This is a genomic window from Streptomyces sp. NBC_01446 (genome assembly GCF_026340095.1).
GTDB lineage: Bacteria > Actinomycetota > Actinomycetes > Streptomycetales > Streptomycetaceae > Streptomyces > Streptomyces aureus.
Genome location: NZ_JAPEPO010000001.1, coordinates 728,959 through 743,653 on the forward strand (window position 1 = coordinate 728,959; position 14,695 = coordinate 743,653).

A 14,695-nucleotide genomic window follows, 5' to 3' on the forward strand; every position below is an offset into this window, starting at 1 on the left:
TTCTCACATCATTCCTCACGCTATGTGACGGCGAAAGTGTAAAGGCCGAGGGTGTGGCCGGGGCGGATCTGCGCGTCGTGTGTTTCCCAGGGGCCGCCGCGAACGCCATACCTATGCCGTTCGCGGCACGAAGGAGCTAAAGCACAACAACACCGGCGAAGCACGCGGGAGAACCTGGCGCCGTTCACGGCTAGTACTACAGCCGGTGGTCTTACGGTGAGTGAGCGCGGGCGGTTCGGGTGCGGTAGTGGCTGGTTCGGGCTCGGGTCTGGTGGCGGGTGCGCCAGCGGTGCCAGTGCATGGCCAGCCAGGTCCGGGCGGTGCGGGCGGGAGCGAGGACGATCCGGTCGTACAGGCGGCGGATCTCGTTCACGGTCGGGGGTCGGGAGTCATCGGTGGGGCGGGTATGAGCCGGCTCCGGACGGTGACGAGGAAGGCCATGGCGAGCATGCACACGGTGGTGTGCCGGTACCACGAGCACCATTTGCGTACCTCGTGCTCGTCCAGCCCCACCTGTCCCTTGGCGACCTGGAACGACTCCTCCACCATCCAGCGCTGTCCGGCGGCGACGACCATCTCGGCCAGGGTTGTGTCCAGGTGGGTGTGGCACAGGAAGTAGGCGATCTCCCGGACGAGTTCGCCGGTCTTCTTGTCCTTCTTGTTGGGCACGATCGAGCGGCGGATCAGCAGATGCCGCTCGAAGTCCCCTTCAGTGGTGGCGAGTTGGACGGTGGCCCAGTCGTACTCGCGCGGGCCCTTGGCGCCGTCCGCGCAGGGCCGGCGCTCGAAGGCGTCCTCGGGTACCAGCGCCCACAGCTCGCGGGCCTGCCGGGTGCGCCCGTCGGGCAGCGGCAGCACCTCATCTTTCGGGACGGCGAGCACGTAGCGGACGTGGTGTTCCTCCAGCCAGGCGCGCAGCGCCCGGCACTGCCCGTATGCCTCGTCGGCCAGGAAGTAGGTGAACGGCACCGAGGCCGCCAGCGCGCGCTCCAGCATCCGCCGGGCCAGCTCCGGTTTGGTGACCACCGCGCTCGCGCGTTCGGGCGGGATGCCCTGCTCGGCGCAGCGGCGTTCGTGCTCCACGGTGGTGCCGGCCCAGTTCCTGCCGAGGTAGAGCTCGGCGTCGATCAGAGTGCGACCCCGGCGGGATCCGTACGACAGGTGCACGCTGACCTGGGCATTCTCGACCCTGCCCGCAGTTCCGGTGTACTGCCGCTGGACACCGGCGGTCTTGGTGCCCTTCTTGATGTCGCCGGTCTCGTCCGCGATCAGCACCGCGTCGTCGTCGGCCAGGGCGTCGACCGCGACGGCGCGGACCCGGTCGCGCAGTTCGTCCGCATCCCACGCGGCCTTGGCCAAAAAGCCCTGCAGCCGGTCCGGGTTGGGGTGGCCGGCCGCCTCCGCGAGCTGCCACAGGTTCTTGCGCGGCACCTCGCTCAGCAGCCCACGCACCATCGCCCGCAGGTTCTCCCGGGAGGCCGGACGCGCAAACACATCGTCTACCGAGGCACACAACGCCTCCAGCTCCCCCTCAAGCTCCCGCACTTGGCCCTCGGCCAGCTCGTCCGTCCGCACCACACCAAGCGACAGTTTCAACCCCACGAACGGAGCAACGAGCCAACCATCGTCACGTCACGTGAACCACCGGCTGTAGTACTAGGAGCGGGCCAAGTTCGGCTTCCGCGACCGCGACGCGAAGTACCCCGCCGTCATCGACGAGATCCTCGCCGCCGCCGGCATCCGAACCGTTCTCACGGGCATCCGGATGCCACGCATGAACTCGATCACGGAACGCTGGGTACAGTCCTGCCGCTACGAACTCCTTGACCGCAATACCCTCACCTGGAACGAAACCCACCTGCGCCACGTCCTGCACGAATACGAGCAGGACTACAACTCGCACCGCGCTCACCAGGCCATGAAGCAGGCAGCACCTCTACGCGCCCTCCCCCAACCGATTGCCGATCCAGACCGGATCGCCCCCGCCTCGACATAGGTCGGCACGACCGCCCCGGTGGAGTGATCCACGAGTACCGACATGCCGCCCAAGCTGCACGGATGAGGGTTTCAGACGCCGTGCCGCACGTGTGTCAGGACCGCGTTCGACGCCCCGTTCGGCAGAACCCGAGACGACTCCCCCGCCGCTCCTGATCACGGCATCGAGAAATCCGTCATGGCCCGACCATGATCATTGGTCATGTGCTGTGGATCAGCGTGGCCTGAGCTTCCGTGTCTCACGCGGCTCGCCGCTCTCACGTGCCGGTCCAACCGATGGAATCCGGCGCTTAGCCCGTGGCGCAGGGAAGGCGAAGGTCTCTTCGCCGCTGCTTGACTGACCGTCGGTTGACACCCCGCCTATCAGCAGACAGATGCAATTCATGATGCCGCGGTCAGCGGAAACGCTCAGGTTCTAACGAGTGAACCCAGCCGTTCCGCGCGTAGCGGCCGATGTGACAGCGGGAAGGCCATTCCACACCGGACAAACGACGGGCAGGAAGCATCCCTATGCCGAAGTTCCTCATCCAGGCCACCTACACGCCCGAGGGCACCAAAGGTCTACTCAAGGAAGGCGCGAGTGGCCGTCGCGCCGCCGTCGACCATGTCGTCACCAACCTCGGCGGGCAGGTCGAGGCCATGTACTTCGCCTTCGGGGAGCACGACATCGTGCTTATCGTCGACTTCCCCGACCCGGTCTCCATGGCCGCCGTCAGCCTCACAGTCAAGGCCAGCGGAGCCCTCCACACCCGTGCCACCCCTCTCCTCACCCTCGACGAGATCGACGAGGCCGCCCGTCGGCAAGTCGCCTTCCGCTCCCCCGGCACGTGAGCCCCGGAGCCCGGGCCCTGTGGCCCCAGTACCCGGAACCGACCATGCCGCCCTACCGCCGTCCGTAACCGACAGGCAGTGTCGCCTGACATCACCGGCTGACATCAACGGTGCCGGACGCCAGCAACTTCGGGCGGTCATAGGTGTCGGTGCAGGCCTCGCCACAGTCGACCAGTGTGGCTGCTGAATCGAACTCCTAATGCGGGTGTCGCAGGTCTCGCGATCACCGCTGAGCACGTGCCGGTGGTCAGCGCGGCGCGAGGAGTGCTGCGGCTGAGCCCGGATCCACCGGCTTGATGTCTGTGGATGACTCTCGGGGAAACGAGAAAGTGCCTTGTGACCTGCGATGATGGGGTTTCTCTAGGACCACATCAGGCACGATCGACAAGGCACTTCCGAGATGCAATCTTCCCATGCCGCCGCGAAGGTCTCCGCACGGTTCGATGATCCGAATCTGGTCGGGTACGGCGGACTGGAGCCGGTGGTGCGCCTGGCCGAGCGGTGCGGACTGCCCGCGCTGGCCAGCGAACACGTCCGGTTGCCGGTCTCGAAGGACGGCACGGGTGCCTTCCCCGCGGCGAAGCTGATGTCGCTGGTGGGCGGCATGGTCGCGGGCGCGGACAGCATCGATGACATGGACCGGTTGCGGCACGGCGCTCTGCCGCGCCTGTTCGCCGGGGTGCGGGCGCCGTCCACGCTGGGCTCGTTCCTGCGTTCCTTCGCTCACGGGCACGTGAAGCAACTGCACGCGGTGGCACGGAGGTTCCTGCCCGAACTGGCCGCGCACACCGGGCTGCTGTCCGGCGCCGAATCGGTCGCCCATGTGGACATCGATGACACGATCCGCCGCACCTACGGCTACGCCAAGCAGGGGGCGGGTTACGGATACAGCAAGGTCAAGGGCCTCAACGCGCTGCTCGGGATCGTCTCCACACCCCTGTCCGCCCCCGTGATCGCCGCCACCCGTCTGCGCAAGGGCCCGACCAACTCCGCACGCGGGGCCGCCGCCTTCGTCGCCGAGACCATCCGCACGGCCCGCGCCAGCGGCGCTACCGGACTGCTCCTCGTGCGGGCCGACTCCGCGTTCTACGGCGCCGACGTCATCGGCGCCTGCCGGGCCCTGGATGCCCGCTTCTCCGTCACGGTGCGGATGAACGCCTCGATCAAGGCCGCGATTGCGGGCATCGACGAAGCCGCATGGAAAGCGGTCAAGTACCCGAAGGCGGTGTGGGACGACGAGGGGCAGTGCTGGATCTCGGACGCGGAGATAGCCGAGGCCACCTACACCGCCTTCACCTCCAAGCCGAAGAATCAGCAGGTCACCGCCCGCCTGATCGTGCGCCGCGTCAAGCGCCTCAACCCCGGGGCGATCCCCGAGGGGCAGGGCACGCTTTTCGACACCTGGCGCTATCACGGCGCGTTCACCAACTCTCCGCTCTCCCTGGCCGCTGCCGAGCGTGATCACAGGCGTCACGCAGTCGTGGAACAGGTGATCGCGGATGTGAAGAACGGCCCGTTCGCGCACGCCCCCTCCGGGCACTTCCAGGCGAACGCAGCCTGGCTCGCCCTGGCCGCCCTCGCGCACAACCTGACCCGCGCCGCCGGCACCCTGGCATCCGCCTTCCACGCCAAGGCGACCACCGGCACAATCCGCGACCACCTGATCAACGTGCCTGCTCGGCTGGCACGTTCGGCCCGCCGCCTTACTCTCCACCTGCCCCAACGCTGGCCCTGGCGGGACGACTTCACCCAGCTCTTCGACCTCGCACACGCGCCACCACCCGCCGTCGACAAGCCTTGACCACCCCGCCCGCAAGGGCCTGAGACCTCCGAGCATGTGGAAAAGCTGGGCAGACCAGCGGGCACCCCATGCCCGAATCCGCAGCTCGGCCTCGGACCGCCCCCGAACCACCCGAAACGATCACTCCAAAATCAAGCCGGTGGATCCGGGCTGAGTCACCCCTCAACGGATCAGAAACCGTCCGCGCCCGCCAGTCTCGGGACACAACTGAGACCCAAGGCAACCGGCGTGAACCCGGGGAATGGGCCATGGTCGTTCTCGGCCGCCCCTCGGCGGCGCCGTACCGCTTAAGGACTCCTAGCAAAAAGGGCCCTTCAGACGGCGCCAGCAGATGATGCTGCGGCCGAGGGTGAGGGAGGCTTCGCGGAGGTGCGTCGCGGATCTCGTAGCGGGTGCGCAGGTGGCGGAACCAAGTGCTTGAGCGAGAAGGTAGCCCTGTTGACGCCCCTGCTCCCGCTGGCCATCGAGGTTCGCATCGCCCGGCGGTTCGCCGCAACGCTGGCCGACACCACGCTCACGCCGCTGGTGGCTGCCTTCCTTCGCCTGCTGCGCGACGTCGCTGCCAACCCTCCTCTCGGTGGCCGTCGGCTAGTGTCCTTCGGCGTCTAGCTGGCGCAAGAGACTGCGGTTGTCGGTGCGTACCCACTCCTCGATGAGGCGTCCTTGGTCGTCGAAGCGGAAGATGTTGATCAGGTCGAACACGATGCGTTTGCCGTTGGGCGGCAGTGGGCCGGCCGGTGACTGGGTGAACTCGCGGACGAAGGTCCCTTCGATCCACGTCTGGCAGGCCAGTTGGTCGCCTTCGGCCACCACGATGCCGCGGCGGATCGACCGTTCGTCGAAGGCCTCGCGTACCGAAGCGAAGTAGTCGTTGAGCCCGGCGAAGTCGGACTCAAAGCCGTCCGGTCCGTGGAAGCGGAACTTCTCCGTGTCGAAGTACGTCGCGGCCTCGGCCGGATCCTCGCCCGACACCTCCAGCTCACCGGCGCGGACCAGGCGCGCCACGAGTTCGTTTCGAGTGAATCGCTGTGTCATGCCTCCAGCCTGCCCTCATCCAGCCATGCGGTCCAACGATGATTCAGCACCACTTCCATGACAGATACGCATGCTAGGTTCCGCCCATGGCCGAGTTCACCCTCACGGGCCTCCGCATCGTTCACCAGGTCGCCGCCGCGGGATCGTTCACCCGGGCCGCCGAGACGCTCGGCTACACACAGTCGGCCATCTCCCGCCAGGTCGCTGCCATGGAGGCGGCAGCCGGAGCGCCGATCTTCGACCGCAGTCGACGAGGCGTGGCGCTCACCCCGGCAGGCCAGGTGCTCGTCCGCCGCGCGACGGAGATCCTCGCCGACATGGCGGCGACCGAGCTGGAACTCGCCGGCCTGCGTGACCGGCTCGCGGGCCGCCTTACGATCGGCGCCTACCCCACCGCCGCCATGGCGTTGGTTCCGCGAGCGATGGCGCAGGTGACCTCCGGCCATCCAGGCCTCGCCGTCGTCCTGGAGGAGACCTCGACCCCCGCCCTGCTCCAACAGCTACGGACGGGCCGACTGGAGGTGGCGGTCATCGGGGTCGGCCACGGCCTGCCGGACTACGACCTGAGTGAACTCCGACAGACCACCGCGATCCAAGGCGATCTTCTGGTGGCCGTCCCGGACACGCACCGATTCGCGGGCCACGACGGCATCACCGTGCCGGAACTTGCCCAAGAGCACTGGATCGCTGGGGACGGCGCGCCGGGCGAGCCTCAATTCGGAGCCTGGCCGACACTGTCGGACCCCCACATCGCCCACACCGCGCGCAGTTGGTCGACACGCCTCGGCCTGGTCGCGGCCGGCCTGGGCATCACCGTCATCCCCGACCTCGCCCTACCAGCCCTGCCGGCAGGCGCGCGAGCCGTGGCCGTCACCGACAGCTACTGGCCCGGCCGCGCGACCGTCGTCGTGACCCGGCCGCGCCCTTCCCCCCAGGCACAGGCAATGGTGACAGCCCTGCAGAATCAGGCCGCCCGTATCCACACCGCAGACTCCGGGCAGGAACCCTCCGAGGACTCCTAGCCAGAAGAGGTGAGGGCGGCGCCCCCGCGCACGTCCGGAGCGCCAGGCGCTCACCTCCGACCACCGCACCCGCCCCGCGTCAGCGGCACGACGCCTTGTGCCGGAGGTCTCCGCCCATCAGCTCTACGTGTTCCGTGGCCGTGACACGACCGCGGACGACGGTGACGGTGACCCGTCCGGCCGTCGGTTCCGAGAGGTCGAAGGCGTAGAGCACACGCCGACCGTCCAGGACGCGCGGCAGGCGGCGGACCGCGAGAGGTCTGCCGTTGCACGTCACAGACCGGACGGTCTCACGGTCCGCGCCGAACACATGGACCTCGGCGAACGTGTACGTACTGAGCAGGGGAACCAGCGCGGGTCGGACGGCGAAGGGAGCGTCTCGGCGGTCGGAGAGGCACGACGTCGAGGTGAACCCGCCGGCCATGGCGGCCGAACCCGAGCAGAAGCGCCCGTCGGAGGACTCCCAGACGAACGTGGCAGCGCTCCGGCCGACGGCGGCGGTGAACATCCCGTGCGGGCCCGGAAGGTCTTTGAGGGACAGTTGTGCCGTGAGGTTGGCTCTGGACGCGTCGACCGCCTGTCCCCGGCCGGCTGTAGTGGCCCGCGGCGACGCCGTGCGCGTCGAGGAGGCCCCCGGTGACGGCTTCAGCCTGGACGGGCCGCCCTCTGCGGTGCAGGCGACCGCCGAGAGCAGCGCTGCACCGGCCACAACACATGCGAGAAGCCTGTTCATGTTTCCCCCGTCGGCCCATGTCAGTGCCCGGAGGGTAGCGCCGGGGGCCAGTGCCTGTCAGCGGTCCGCGGCCACGAGGGCACCATGAGGCGGACGGAGGGGACTTCGGGGGTCTCCAGGACGAACGGGGCGGCCCCACCAGCAGCCGCGCCGCCTGGACCGCATCGGCCCCTGGAAGCCCTGACTCCCCCTACAGGACGGCGCCGAGTGCGGTGTGGGTGATGACGCGCAGCCGTTTCCTGCGTGACCTGCCGCGTGAGCGGTGCAGGTTCGCGGACCCGTAGCCGGGGTGGTCAAGGGCGTCGGCTGAGGGCGCGTGCCCTTCGTCTCCGCTGTGGTGCGGCATGGGCGCTGCCCTCCGTTCGAGGGTTGAGATGTGCCGTGGATCAGTTACGGCGTGTGGTGACGACGGCTCAGTACGCGGAGTTGACGTTGTCGATGGAGCCGTAGCGGTCGGCGGCGTAGTTGGCGGCCGCGGTGATGTTGGCGACCGGGTCCGTCAGGCTCTGGGAGGTGCCGGCGACGTGGTAGGCGTCGAAGGTCGGCTGGATGACCTGGAGCAGGCCCTTGGAGGGGGTGCCGTTGACCGCGTTGACGTCGTAGCCGTTCACGGCGTTCGGGTTGCCGGAGGACTCGCGCATGATGTTGCGGTGCAGACCCTCGTAGGAGCCGGGGATGCCCTTGGCCTTCATGATCGAGAGGGCCTGATTGATCCAGGCGTCGACGTTGTTCCCGTCGGTGGCCTTCTTCGTCGATACCGAAGGAGCGGCCTTCGGCGCCGCGGCGGGCTCGGCGGCCTGCGCGGGGGACGGGGCGAAGGTCAGTGCCGCGCCCGCGAGACCGGCGGCGGCCAGGACCGTGACGGTGGCGCGCTTGAAGCGGGTGGGGCGGGCGGCAGCGGTGATCTGAGTGGAGAAGGCCATGCGGGATTACCTCTTCATGCTCGGGGACATCGTGCGGCGCCGGCCGTGTGGTGGCGCTGGGAGCGGAGTGGAGATCCGCGTCCTGACCCGGGGGCGGAGCGAGCGACTTCGCTCGTGCTCCGACCCGCTCTCCGGGACGACAGCCATAGTTAGCGATCCCGGAGAGGGGGCGCAAGGATGTGACGTACTACCCCACTACGGAGGAATGTCCGAAATGACCTGGTGTGGTGCCCTCTGCGCACGGCCGGGCGGCCTCATCTGCTACTACCGCCTCTAGTATGTGATCTGGCTCCTATGGGGTGCTTCACAGGCCCGGCCCCCTCCGCGTTACCCACGTCACGCGTTCAGCCCGGTTCGGAGGCCAGGATGATGCCCTCGCAGGGCGACTCCCCTAAAGGGCAAGCGATCTGGTTTGCAGGCGATTTGGGGTGTTGGAAATGACTGCGGCGATGGTTGTTCGTTGCACGTCATGTGAGTCCTCGGCGCCCTTGTCGCAGTGACGTCTCTGATGCCCGCTAGGTGTTGATCGAGCCAGCGTTCGTAGCATGGCGGGTCGCTCGGACCGGCCCGGGAACCGCCGCATTTCCCTCCGTACAAGACCGGAACGACTACTACGCGCAGCGGAAAGTGGACGGCACCCCTCAAAGAGTTGGTCGGCGAGGGCTCGTGCGAGGTCGTCGTAGAGGTCCGCCCACGCGGCGGCTGGACGTGACCGGTTCCAGGTAGTGGGCCGGGGGCGGTGTCGGTGCATCGTTCGGGTGCCGGGGGCACCTTCAAGCGCCTGAGAACTCTACGGATGGTCCAAGCAGCGACGCGGTGGCCGAGCTTGAGGAGTTCACCCTGGATGCGCTGGTATCCCCCACGCGGTGTTTTCCAGGGCGAGTTGTTCGATGAGCGCGGCGATCGCCTGGGCGATCGGAGGTCGGCCGGTCCGGTTCGGGTAGGTCCATCTCTTCGTCACCAGTCGGCGTTGCCACCGCAGAATCATGTCGGACGTGACCAGGCGGTGCTGTCGCAGCGCCCTGGGGAGCTGTCGGATCAGGGCGGCGAGGCAGGCGCGGTCAGTCCAGGTACGGGAATCTCCTTCCTGAGCTTGCGAAGGGAGGAGAGCACTTCAATGGCCGTCCTCAGTCCAGTACGCGTAGGCGCGGCGCAGACTCTGCGGGTAGGGACAGGGGCGCCCCGGCCCTCTCGACTCCTCCCGGGCGCCCGGCTGAAGACGGCGCGTCGTTACCCAGACAAAGTCTCCAATGCAGGTCCGGTTTACCGGCCCCTCTCAGGCCACCGCAGGTCTGACGCATCGCTTCGGCCTGCGTGGCGATCGCGACGCGCAGGCGGAAGATCCCTGGCGCGGTTCCTGGTCCGCGCGGGCCTGGGGTCGTCAGTTCTGTGAGCGATCATGAAATGAGTGATCGCTCACAGGCTTCCGGTCGTGGGGTGCCAGACGGATCATAGAAGGGAGCCCGGACTGCGGTCGGGTGCGCCACCTGTCTCCTGTCGGAGGTGATGGCGATGAGGTGATGGCGATGAAGGGTTTGATCCGGATCGGGAGCGTGCGGGGAGTGGCCGTGCGGGCGCACTGGAGCGTGCCGTTGATCATGCTGCTCTTCGCGTACGGTCTGGCTGCCCGGACCCTGCCTGCGTACGCGCCGGGCTGGGCGCCGATGGTGTACGCGGTCGCCGGAGTGGTCGGTGCTCTGCTGTTGCTGGCGAGTCTGGTCGTGCATGAGGCGGCGCATGCGCTGACGGCCCGCCGAGCCGGGATACCGGTGCGGGACGTGACGCTGTGGGCGCTCGGTGGAATGACCCGGATGGACCGGCCGACGACGGCGCGGGCGGCGTTCGTTGTCGCCGTCAGCGGTCCGCTGGCCAGCCTGATGCTCGGCGGGGCCACCATCGCAGGCGCGGTGGGAGTACATGCGGTGCTGGGCTGGCGGATGCCGGTTGTCATGCTGGGCTGGCTGGGTGGCATGAACGTGCTGCTGGGCGTCTTCAACCTGTTGCCGGCCACGCCGCTGGACGGGGGCCGGGTGCTCCAGGCCGTGTTGTGGTGGCGTACGCGGGACCGGGAGCGGGCCCAGCGGGCGGCGGGGCGCAGCGGACAGGTCATCGGCATGATGCTGGCCGTGCTGGGCTGGGTGGCGTTCGTGCGGGGGGTGTCGGGCGGACTGTGGCTGACGGTCATCGGCGTGTTCGTGGCGGTCACCGCCGCGGCCGAACGGCGGTGGGCCCAGCTGTCCATGGCCGTGCGCGGCCTGCGGGTGACTCAGGCGATGACCAGCCCGGTGGTCACCGGTCCCGAGTGGCTGACCGTGGACCGCTTCCTTGCCGACGTGGCGGCTCAGACGCGACATTCGGTGTTGGCGCTGGTGGACTTCGAGGGCCGCCCCAGCGGCGTCGTGCAGCTACGCAGGCTGACTGCCGTGCCGTCCGGGCGGCAGCAGACGCTGCGGGTACGAGACCTGGCGACCCCGCTGTCCAAGTGCACGCTCGCCGCATCGGACGAGTTGCTGACCGCCGTCCTGGAGCGCCTCGGCTCCGGCGCTGGACTGCCCATCCTGGTCGTGGACGGCGGCCGCCTCGGCGGTATCGTCACCGCGCACGACATTCGACGGCTCTACCAGCGGAATCCGGCGGGGTAGGGCCGAGCAGCACCTCCCGGCGGCGGTGGCGGCAGCCTGTGGGGCTCGTAAAGTCATCACTGCAGGTCGCGGCATCGCGCGATCGCGTGCCGACCACCTGCTGCACCGCTGTCGCTGACCCCTTGGGGATGCCAGAAGCGTTGCACCGTCGTTGACCTGGCATTTCGTCAACTAGCTTGTGGATCTTGGTTAGGCGGTCGCGTCGTACTCGTGGATGAGTCCGACGAGGACGTCGCGGCGGTGGATGCGCCGGGAACGGGATGACGTTCGGGTCGTCTGTAGGGGCTCGGAGTTGCAGGGCCTGGTGCGGCCTTCCGGAGTTGTGGTGCTCCGCGTACTCGTCCGGGACCCGCTGGGCATGCTGTTCGTGGTAGATCAGGATCCGATCGGTGCACTCGGCGCGGACGCTGCGAATGAATCTCTCGTCGTGGGCGTTCATCTTCGGCGCCTGCGGTGCGCTCTTCAAGATCGCTATGTTCTCGCTCGTGAAGACGGCGTCGAAGGCGTCGGTGTACTTCGCGTCCCGGTCGCGCAGCAGGTAGCGGAAGCCTGCGGCTCGCTCGCCGAGGTCGAACAGCAGGTTGCGGGCGAGCTGGGTGGCCCGCCAACTCCTCTGGGAGACGGGCGGCCGGGCCGCCGACTTCACGCACCTCATCCGGGACCGGGACCTGCCGCCTTCGACGCCGTGTTCGCCAGCGACGGCATCGCCGTGGTCAAGGCCCCTCCACGCAGCCCCAACTGCAACCCGCACGCGGAGCGGTACTTACGCTCAGCACGGGAGGAGTGCACCGACCGCGGCCACGCCGAGAAGATCCTCCACGACTACGCCCGGCACTTCAACGGTCATCGGCCTCATCAGGGCCAGCAACAGCTCGCGCCCCACGACGACCCCACCGTCATCCCCCTGTCGGCAGCCCGGATCGAACGCCGACGAGCCATCGGCGGCCTCATCAACGAGTACCGCCAGGCAAGCTGATCATGCGCCGAAGCGGCAGGTCAGCGGCTATGCAGCCATGTTGAAGCGCTACGGGGCGCGTACGCGGCGGTCGCGCCTCACCCGGAGCACTTCCAGGACCTCCTTGCCAAGTGCACGGGCGCGGCGCACGCCCCGCTGCCCTGGAGTGCCGATGACCTGCGCGGGCTGGCTGTGCCCACGCTGTTGGTCGTCGGCGACACCGACTTTGTGCGGGTCGAGCACGTCGCCGTGATGCTGAACCTCATTCCCGACGCCCGGCTGGCGGTCCTGACCGCGACCACGCACGTGAGTCTGGGCGGAGTACGGCGCTGCTCCTGCCCGGTGACCGAGTTCCTCGGCTGAGGGGCAGCTCAGAACACCGACAGCCCCGTCAGTGTCGTGAAGCGGTCCAGGGCCGCGACGCCCGCCACCGAGTTGCCTCGCTTGTCGAGTCCCGGGCCCCACACGGCCAGCGTGCAGCGGCCGGGCACGACCGCGACTATGCCACCGCCGACGCCGCTCTTGCCGGGCAGTCCCACGCGGTACGCGAACTCGCCGGCCGCGTCGTAGGTGCCGCAGGTGAGCATGACCGCGTTGACCTGCTTGGCCTGGCTGCGGGTGAGCAGCCGGGAGCCGTCGGCGCGGATGCCGTGCCGGGCGAGGAACCCGGCGGCGAGCGCGAGATCGGCGCAGGACGCCTCGATGGAGCACTGGCGGAAATACTGCTCCAGCAGGGCGGGCACCGGGTTGTCGATGTTTCCGTAGGACGCCATGAAGTGGCCCAGTGCCGCATTTCGGTCGCCGTGCGCGGCCTCGGAGGAGGCGACGTCCGTGTCGAAGGCGAGCTCCGGGTTGCCGCTCTCTGCGCGCAGGAACTCCAGCAGGATGCCGGCCGCGTCACCGGTCTGGGTCTGCAGGCGGTCGGTGACGACGAGGGCGCCCGCGTTGATGAAGGGGTTGCGGGGGATGCCGTTCTCGTACTCCAGCTGCACCAGGGAGTTGAACGGGTTACCGGAGGGTTCGCGGCCCACGTGCTCCCACAGCTCGTCGCCCTCGCGGGCCAGGACCAGGGCGAGTGTGAAGACCTTGGTGAGCGACTGCGTGGAGAACGGCTGCTGCCAGTCCCCCACGCCGTACACCGTGCCGTCGAGTTCCGCGACCGCCATGCCGAAGCGGCGCGGGTCGCAGGCGGCGAGCGCCGGAATGTAGTCGGCAGGCCGCCCGCGGCCCGGCGTCTGCTCGATCTCGGTGGCGATGCGTTCGAGGACCGGCTGGAAGGCCAGCGGCGACGTTGTGATCATTATTTTGCCTCCCGGCCGGTCCTGGTGCGCGTTCGTGGTTCAGGCGTGCGCGGAGCCGCTGCCCGCGAGGACTTCCGGACGCAGCAGCTCGGCGAGTCGCTCGGCCGGCAACAGCCCCTTCTCCAGCACGAGTTCGGCGACGCCGCGTCCGGTGGCGAGGGCCTCCTTGGCGATGTCGGTGGCAGCCGTGTACCCGATGTGCGGATTGAGGGCGGTCACCAGGCCGATGGAGTTCTCGACGGCCGCGCGCAGCCCCTCGGTGTTGGCGGTGATCCCTACGACGCAGCGCTCGGCCAGGGTCAGGCAGGCGGTGCGCAGATGCGTGATGCTCTCGGACAGGGAGTGCAGGATGATCGGCTCGAAGGCGTTGAGCTGGAGCTGTCCCGCCTCGGCGGCCATGGTGATGGTGACGTCGTTGCCGATCACCTCGAAGGCGACCTGGTTGACGACCTCGGGGATCACCGGGTTGACCTTACCGGGCATGATGCTCGAACCGGCCTGCACCGGCGGCAGGTTGATCTCGTTGAGGCCCGCGCGCGGTCCGGAGGAGAGCAGGCGCAGGTCGTTGCAGCTCTTGGAGAGCTTGACGGCGATCCGCTTGAGCACACCCGACACCTGGACGAAGGCGCCGCAGTCCTGGGTCGCCTCGACGAGGTTCGCGGCGGTCACCAAGGGCAGCCCGGTGATGTCGGCGAGGTGGCGGCGCGCCGCCTCGGCGTATCCGGCGGGGGCATTGAGGCCGGTGCCGATGGCAGTGGCGCCCAGGTTGATTTCATGGATCAACTCGACGGCCTCGTCAAGACGGCTGCGATCCTCGTCAATCATGACGGCAAATGCAGAGAACTCTTGACCGAGCGTCATGGGTACCGCGTCCTGCAACTGTGTACGGCCCATCTTGAGCACGTGGCGGAACTCGACGGCCTTGCCGGCGAAGGCGTCCTGCAGTACAGCCATCGCCTTGAGCAGCCCGCGCACCGCGAAGACGGTCGCTATCTTGACTGCGGTCGGGTAGACGTCGTTGGTCGACTGGCTCAGGTTGACGTCTTCATTGGGGTGCAGGAACTCGTACTGGCCCTTCTCGTGGCCCAGCAGCTCCAGCGCCCGGTTGGCGACGACCTCGTTGGCGTTCATGTTCGTCGAGGTGCCGGCGCCGCCCTGGATGACATCGACGACGAACTGGTCGTGCAGCTTGCCGTCGCGGATCTCGCGGCAGGCCTCGACGATGGCGGCCGCCTTGTCCGGGGCGAGCAGGCCGAGTTCCTCGTTGGCGCGGGCGGCGGCCTCCTTGACGGCGGCGAGGGCGTCGATCAGGTGCGGGTAGGCGGAGATCGGCGTTCCCGTGATGGGGAAGTTCTCCTTGGCGCGCAGGGAGTGAATGCCCCAGTACACCTCGGCGGGGACGTCGCGGTCGCCGAGCAGGTCGTGCTCGCTGCGGTGGGATGCGGCGGTCATGGCTG

The 14,695-nt window shown here is 68.4% G+C and carries 17 protein-coding genes; 8 read left to right on the forward strand and 9 right to left on the reverse strand.

What is annotated here, in order from left to right:
* Nucleotides 1-211: 211 nt before the first annotated feature.
* Nucleotides 212-373: a hypothetical protein gene (locus tag OG456_RS03350; protein ID WP_164324575.1), complete on the reverse strand. Its 162-nt coding sequence runs from the start codon at nucleotides 371-373 to the stop codon at nucleotides 212-214.
* Nucleotides 370-1,602, reverse strand: coding sequence for an IS701 family transposase (locus OG456_RS03355; protein ID WP_266556846.1), 1,233 nt, complete (start codon nucleotides 1,600-1,602; stop codon nucleotides 370-372). The genes OG456_RS03350 and OG456_RS03355 overlap by 4 nt, the downstream gene beginning before the upstream one ends.
* 172 nt (nucleotides 1,603-1,774) lie before the next feature.
* Here OG456_RS03355 and OG456_RS03360 point away from each other — a divergent pair, with 172 nt between their 5' ends.
* From OG456_RS03360 to OG456_RS03375, 4 genes are all read left to right on the forward strand, one after another.
* Complete coding sequence (locus OG456_RS03360) at nucleotides 1,775-1,996, forward strand: integrase core domain-containing protein (protein WP_266557057.1); 222 nt, start codon at nucleotides 1,775-1,777, stop codon at nucleotides 1,994-1,996.
* Between the two features lie 509 nt (nucleotides 1,997-2,505).
* Entirely contained in the window at nucleotides 2,506-2,826 is a 321-nt protein-coding gene (locus OG456_RS03365) for a GYD domain-containing protein (protein WP_266557059.1), read from the forward strand.
* Between the two features lie 400 nt (nucleotides 2,827-3,226).
* A complete protein-coding gene (locus tag OG456_RS03370; protein WP_266557061.1) occupies nucleotides 3,227-4,627 on the forward strand; it encodes an IS1380 family transposase in 1,401 nt (466 codons plus the stop codon).
* Nucleotides 4,628-5,044: 417 nt separating this feature from the next.
* Nucleotides 5,045-5,236 (forward strand): hypothetical protein, encoded by a 192-nt coding sequence (locus tag OG456_RS03375; RefSeq protein WP_266557063.1) that lies wholly within the window; start codon nucleotides 5,045-5,047, stop codon nucleotides 5,234-5,236.
* Here OG456_RS03375 and OG456_RS03380 read toward each other — a convergent pair.
* Nucleotides 5,216-5,662 (reverse strand): ester cyclase, encoded by a 447-nt coding sequence (locus tag OG456_RS03380; RefSeq protein WP_266557065.1) that lies wholly within the window; start codon nucleotides 5,660-5,662, stop codon nucleotides 5,216-5,218. The two genes, OG456_RS03375 and OG456_RS03380, sit on opposite strands and share 21 nt — an antisense overlap.
* Before the next feature lie 86 nt (nucleotides 5,663-5,748).
* Between OG456_RS03380 and OG456_RS03385 the strand changes: the two genes are divergently transcribed.
* Nucleotides 5,749-6,684 carry a LysR family transcriptional regulator gene (locus OG456_RS03385; RefSeq protein WP_266557067.1) on the forward strand — a complete coding sequence of 312 codons (936 nt, stop codon included), beginning with the start codon at nucleotides 5,749-5,751 and terminating at the stop codon, nucleotides 6,682-6,684.
* 79 nt (nucleotides 6,685-6,763) lie between these two features.
* Here the strand turns inward: OG456_RS03385 and OG456_RS03390 are convergent, their stop codons facing one another.
* From OG456_RS03390 to OG456_RS03400, 3 genes are all read right to left on the reverse strand, one after another.
* Nucleotides 6,764-7,417, reverse strand: coding sequence for a hypothetical protein (locus OG456_RS03390; RefSeq protein ID WP_266557069.1), 654 nt, complete (start codon nucleotides 7,415-7,417; stop codon nucleotides 6,764-6,766).
* Between the two features lie 190 nt (nucleotides 7,418-7,607).
* Entirely contained in the window at nucleotides 7,608-7,763 is a 156-nt protein-coding gene (locus OG456_RS03395; RefSeq protein ID WP_266557071.1) for a hypothetical protein, read from the reverse strand.
* A gap of 67 nt (nucleotides 7,764-7,830) precedes the next feature.
* Entirely contained in the window at nucleotides 7,831-8,340 is a 510-nt protein-coding gene (locus OG456_RS03400) for a transglycosylase SLT domain-containing protein (protein WP_266557073.1), read from the reverse strand.
* Nucleotides 8,341-9,866: 1,526 nt separating this feature from the next.
* On the opposite strand from OG456_RS03400, the gene OG456_RS03405 reads away from it, so the two are divergent.
* The gene (locus OG456_RS03405) at nucleotides 9,867-10,982 is read left to right on the forward strand and encodes a site-2 protease family protein (RefSeq protein ID WP_266557075.1); all 1,116 of its coding nucleotides are present in this window, start codon (nucleotides 9,867-9,869) and stop codon (nucleotides 10,980-10,982) included.
* Here OG456_RS03405 and OG456_RS03410 read toward each other — a convergent pair.
* Nucleotides 10,933-11,421: an integrase core domain-containing protein gene (locus tag OG456_RS03410; RefSeq protein ID WP_266557077.1), complete on the reverse strand. Its 489-nt coding sequence runs from the start codon at nucleotides 11,419-11,421 to the stop codon at nucleotides 10,933-10,935. The genes OG456_RS03405 and OG456_RS03410 overlap by 50 nt on opposite strands.
* Between OG456_RS03410 and OG456_RS03415 the strand changes: the two genes are divergently transcribed.
* Together OG456_RS03415 and OG456_RS03420 are read left to right on the forward strand one after the other, a co-directional pair.
* Nucleotides 11,341-11,958: an integrase core domain-containing protein gene (locus OG456_RS03415; protein ID WP_266557079.1), complete on the forward strand. Its 618-nt coding sequence runs from the start codon at nucleotides 11,341-11,343 to the stop codon at nucleotides 11,956-11,958. The two genes, OG456_RS03410 and OG456_RS03415, sit on opposite strands and share 81 nt — an antisense overlap.
* Nucleotides 11,959-12,129: 171 nt before the next feature.
* A complete protein-coding gene (locus OG456_RS03420) occupies nucleotides 12,130-12,300 on the forward strand; it encodes a hypothetical protein (RefSeq protein WP_266557081.1) in 171 nt (56 codons plus the stop codon).
* A gap of 8 nt (nucleotides 12,301-12,308) precedes the next feature.
* On the opposite strand, the gene OG456_RS03425 is transcribed toward OG456_RS03420, so the two are convergent.
* Nucleotides 12,309-13,238, reverse strand: coding sequence for a glutaminase (locus OG456_RS03425; protein ID WP_266557083.1), 930 nt, complete (start codon nucleotides 13,236-13,238; stop codon nucleotides 12,309-12,311).
* Between the two features lie 39 nt (nucleotides 13,239-13,277).
* Entirely contained in the window at nucleotides 13,278-14,690 is a 1,413-nt protein-coding gene (gene aspA, locus OG456_RS03430; RefSeq protein ID WP_266557085.1) for an aspartate ammonia-lyase, read from the reverse strand.
* Nucleotides 14,691-14,695: the final 5 nt, after the last annotated feature.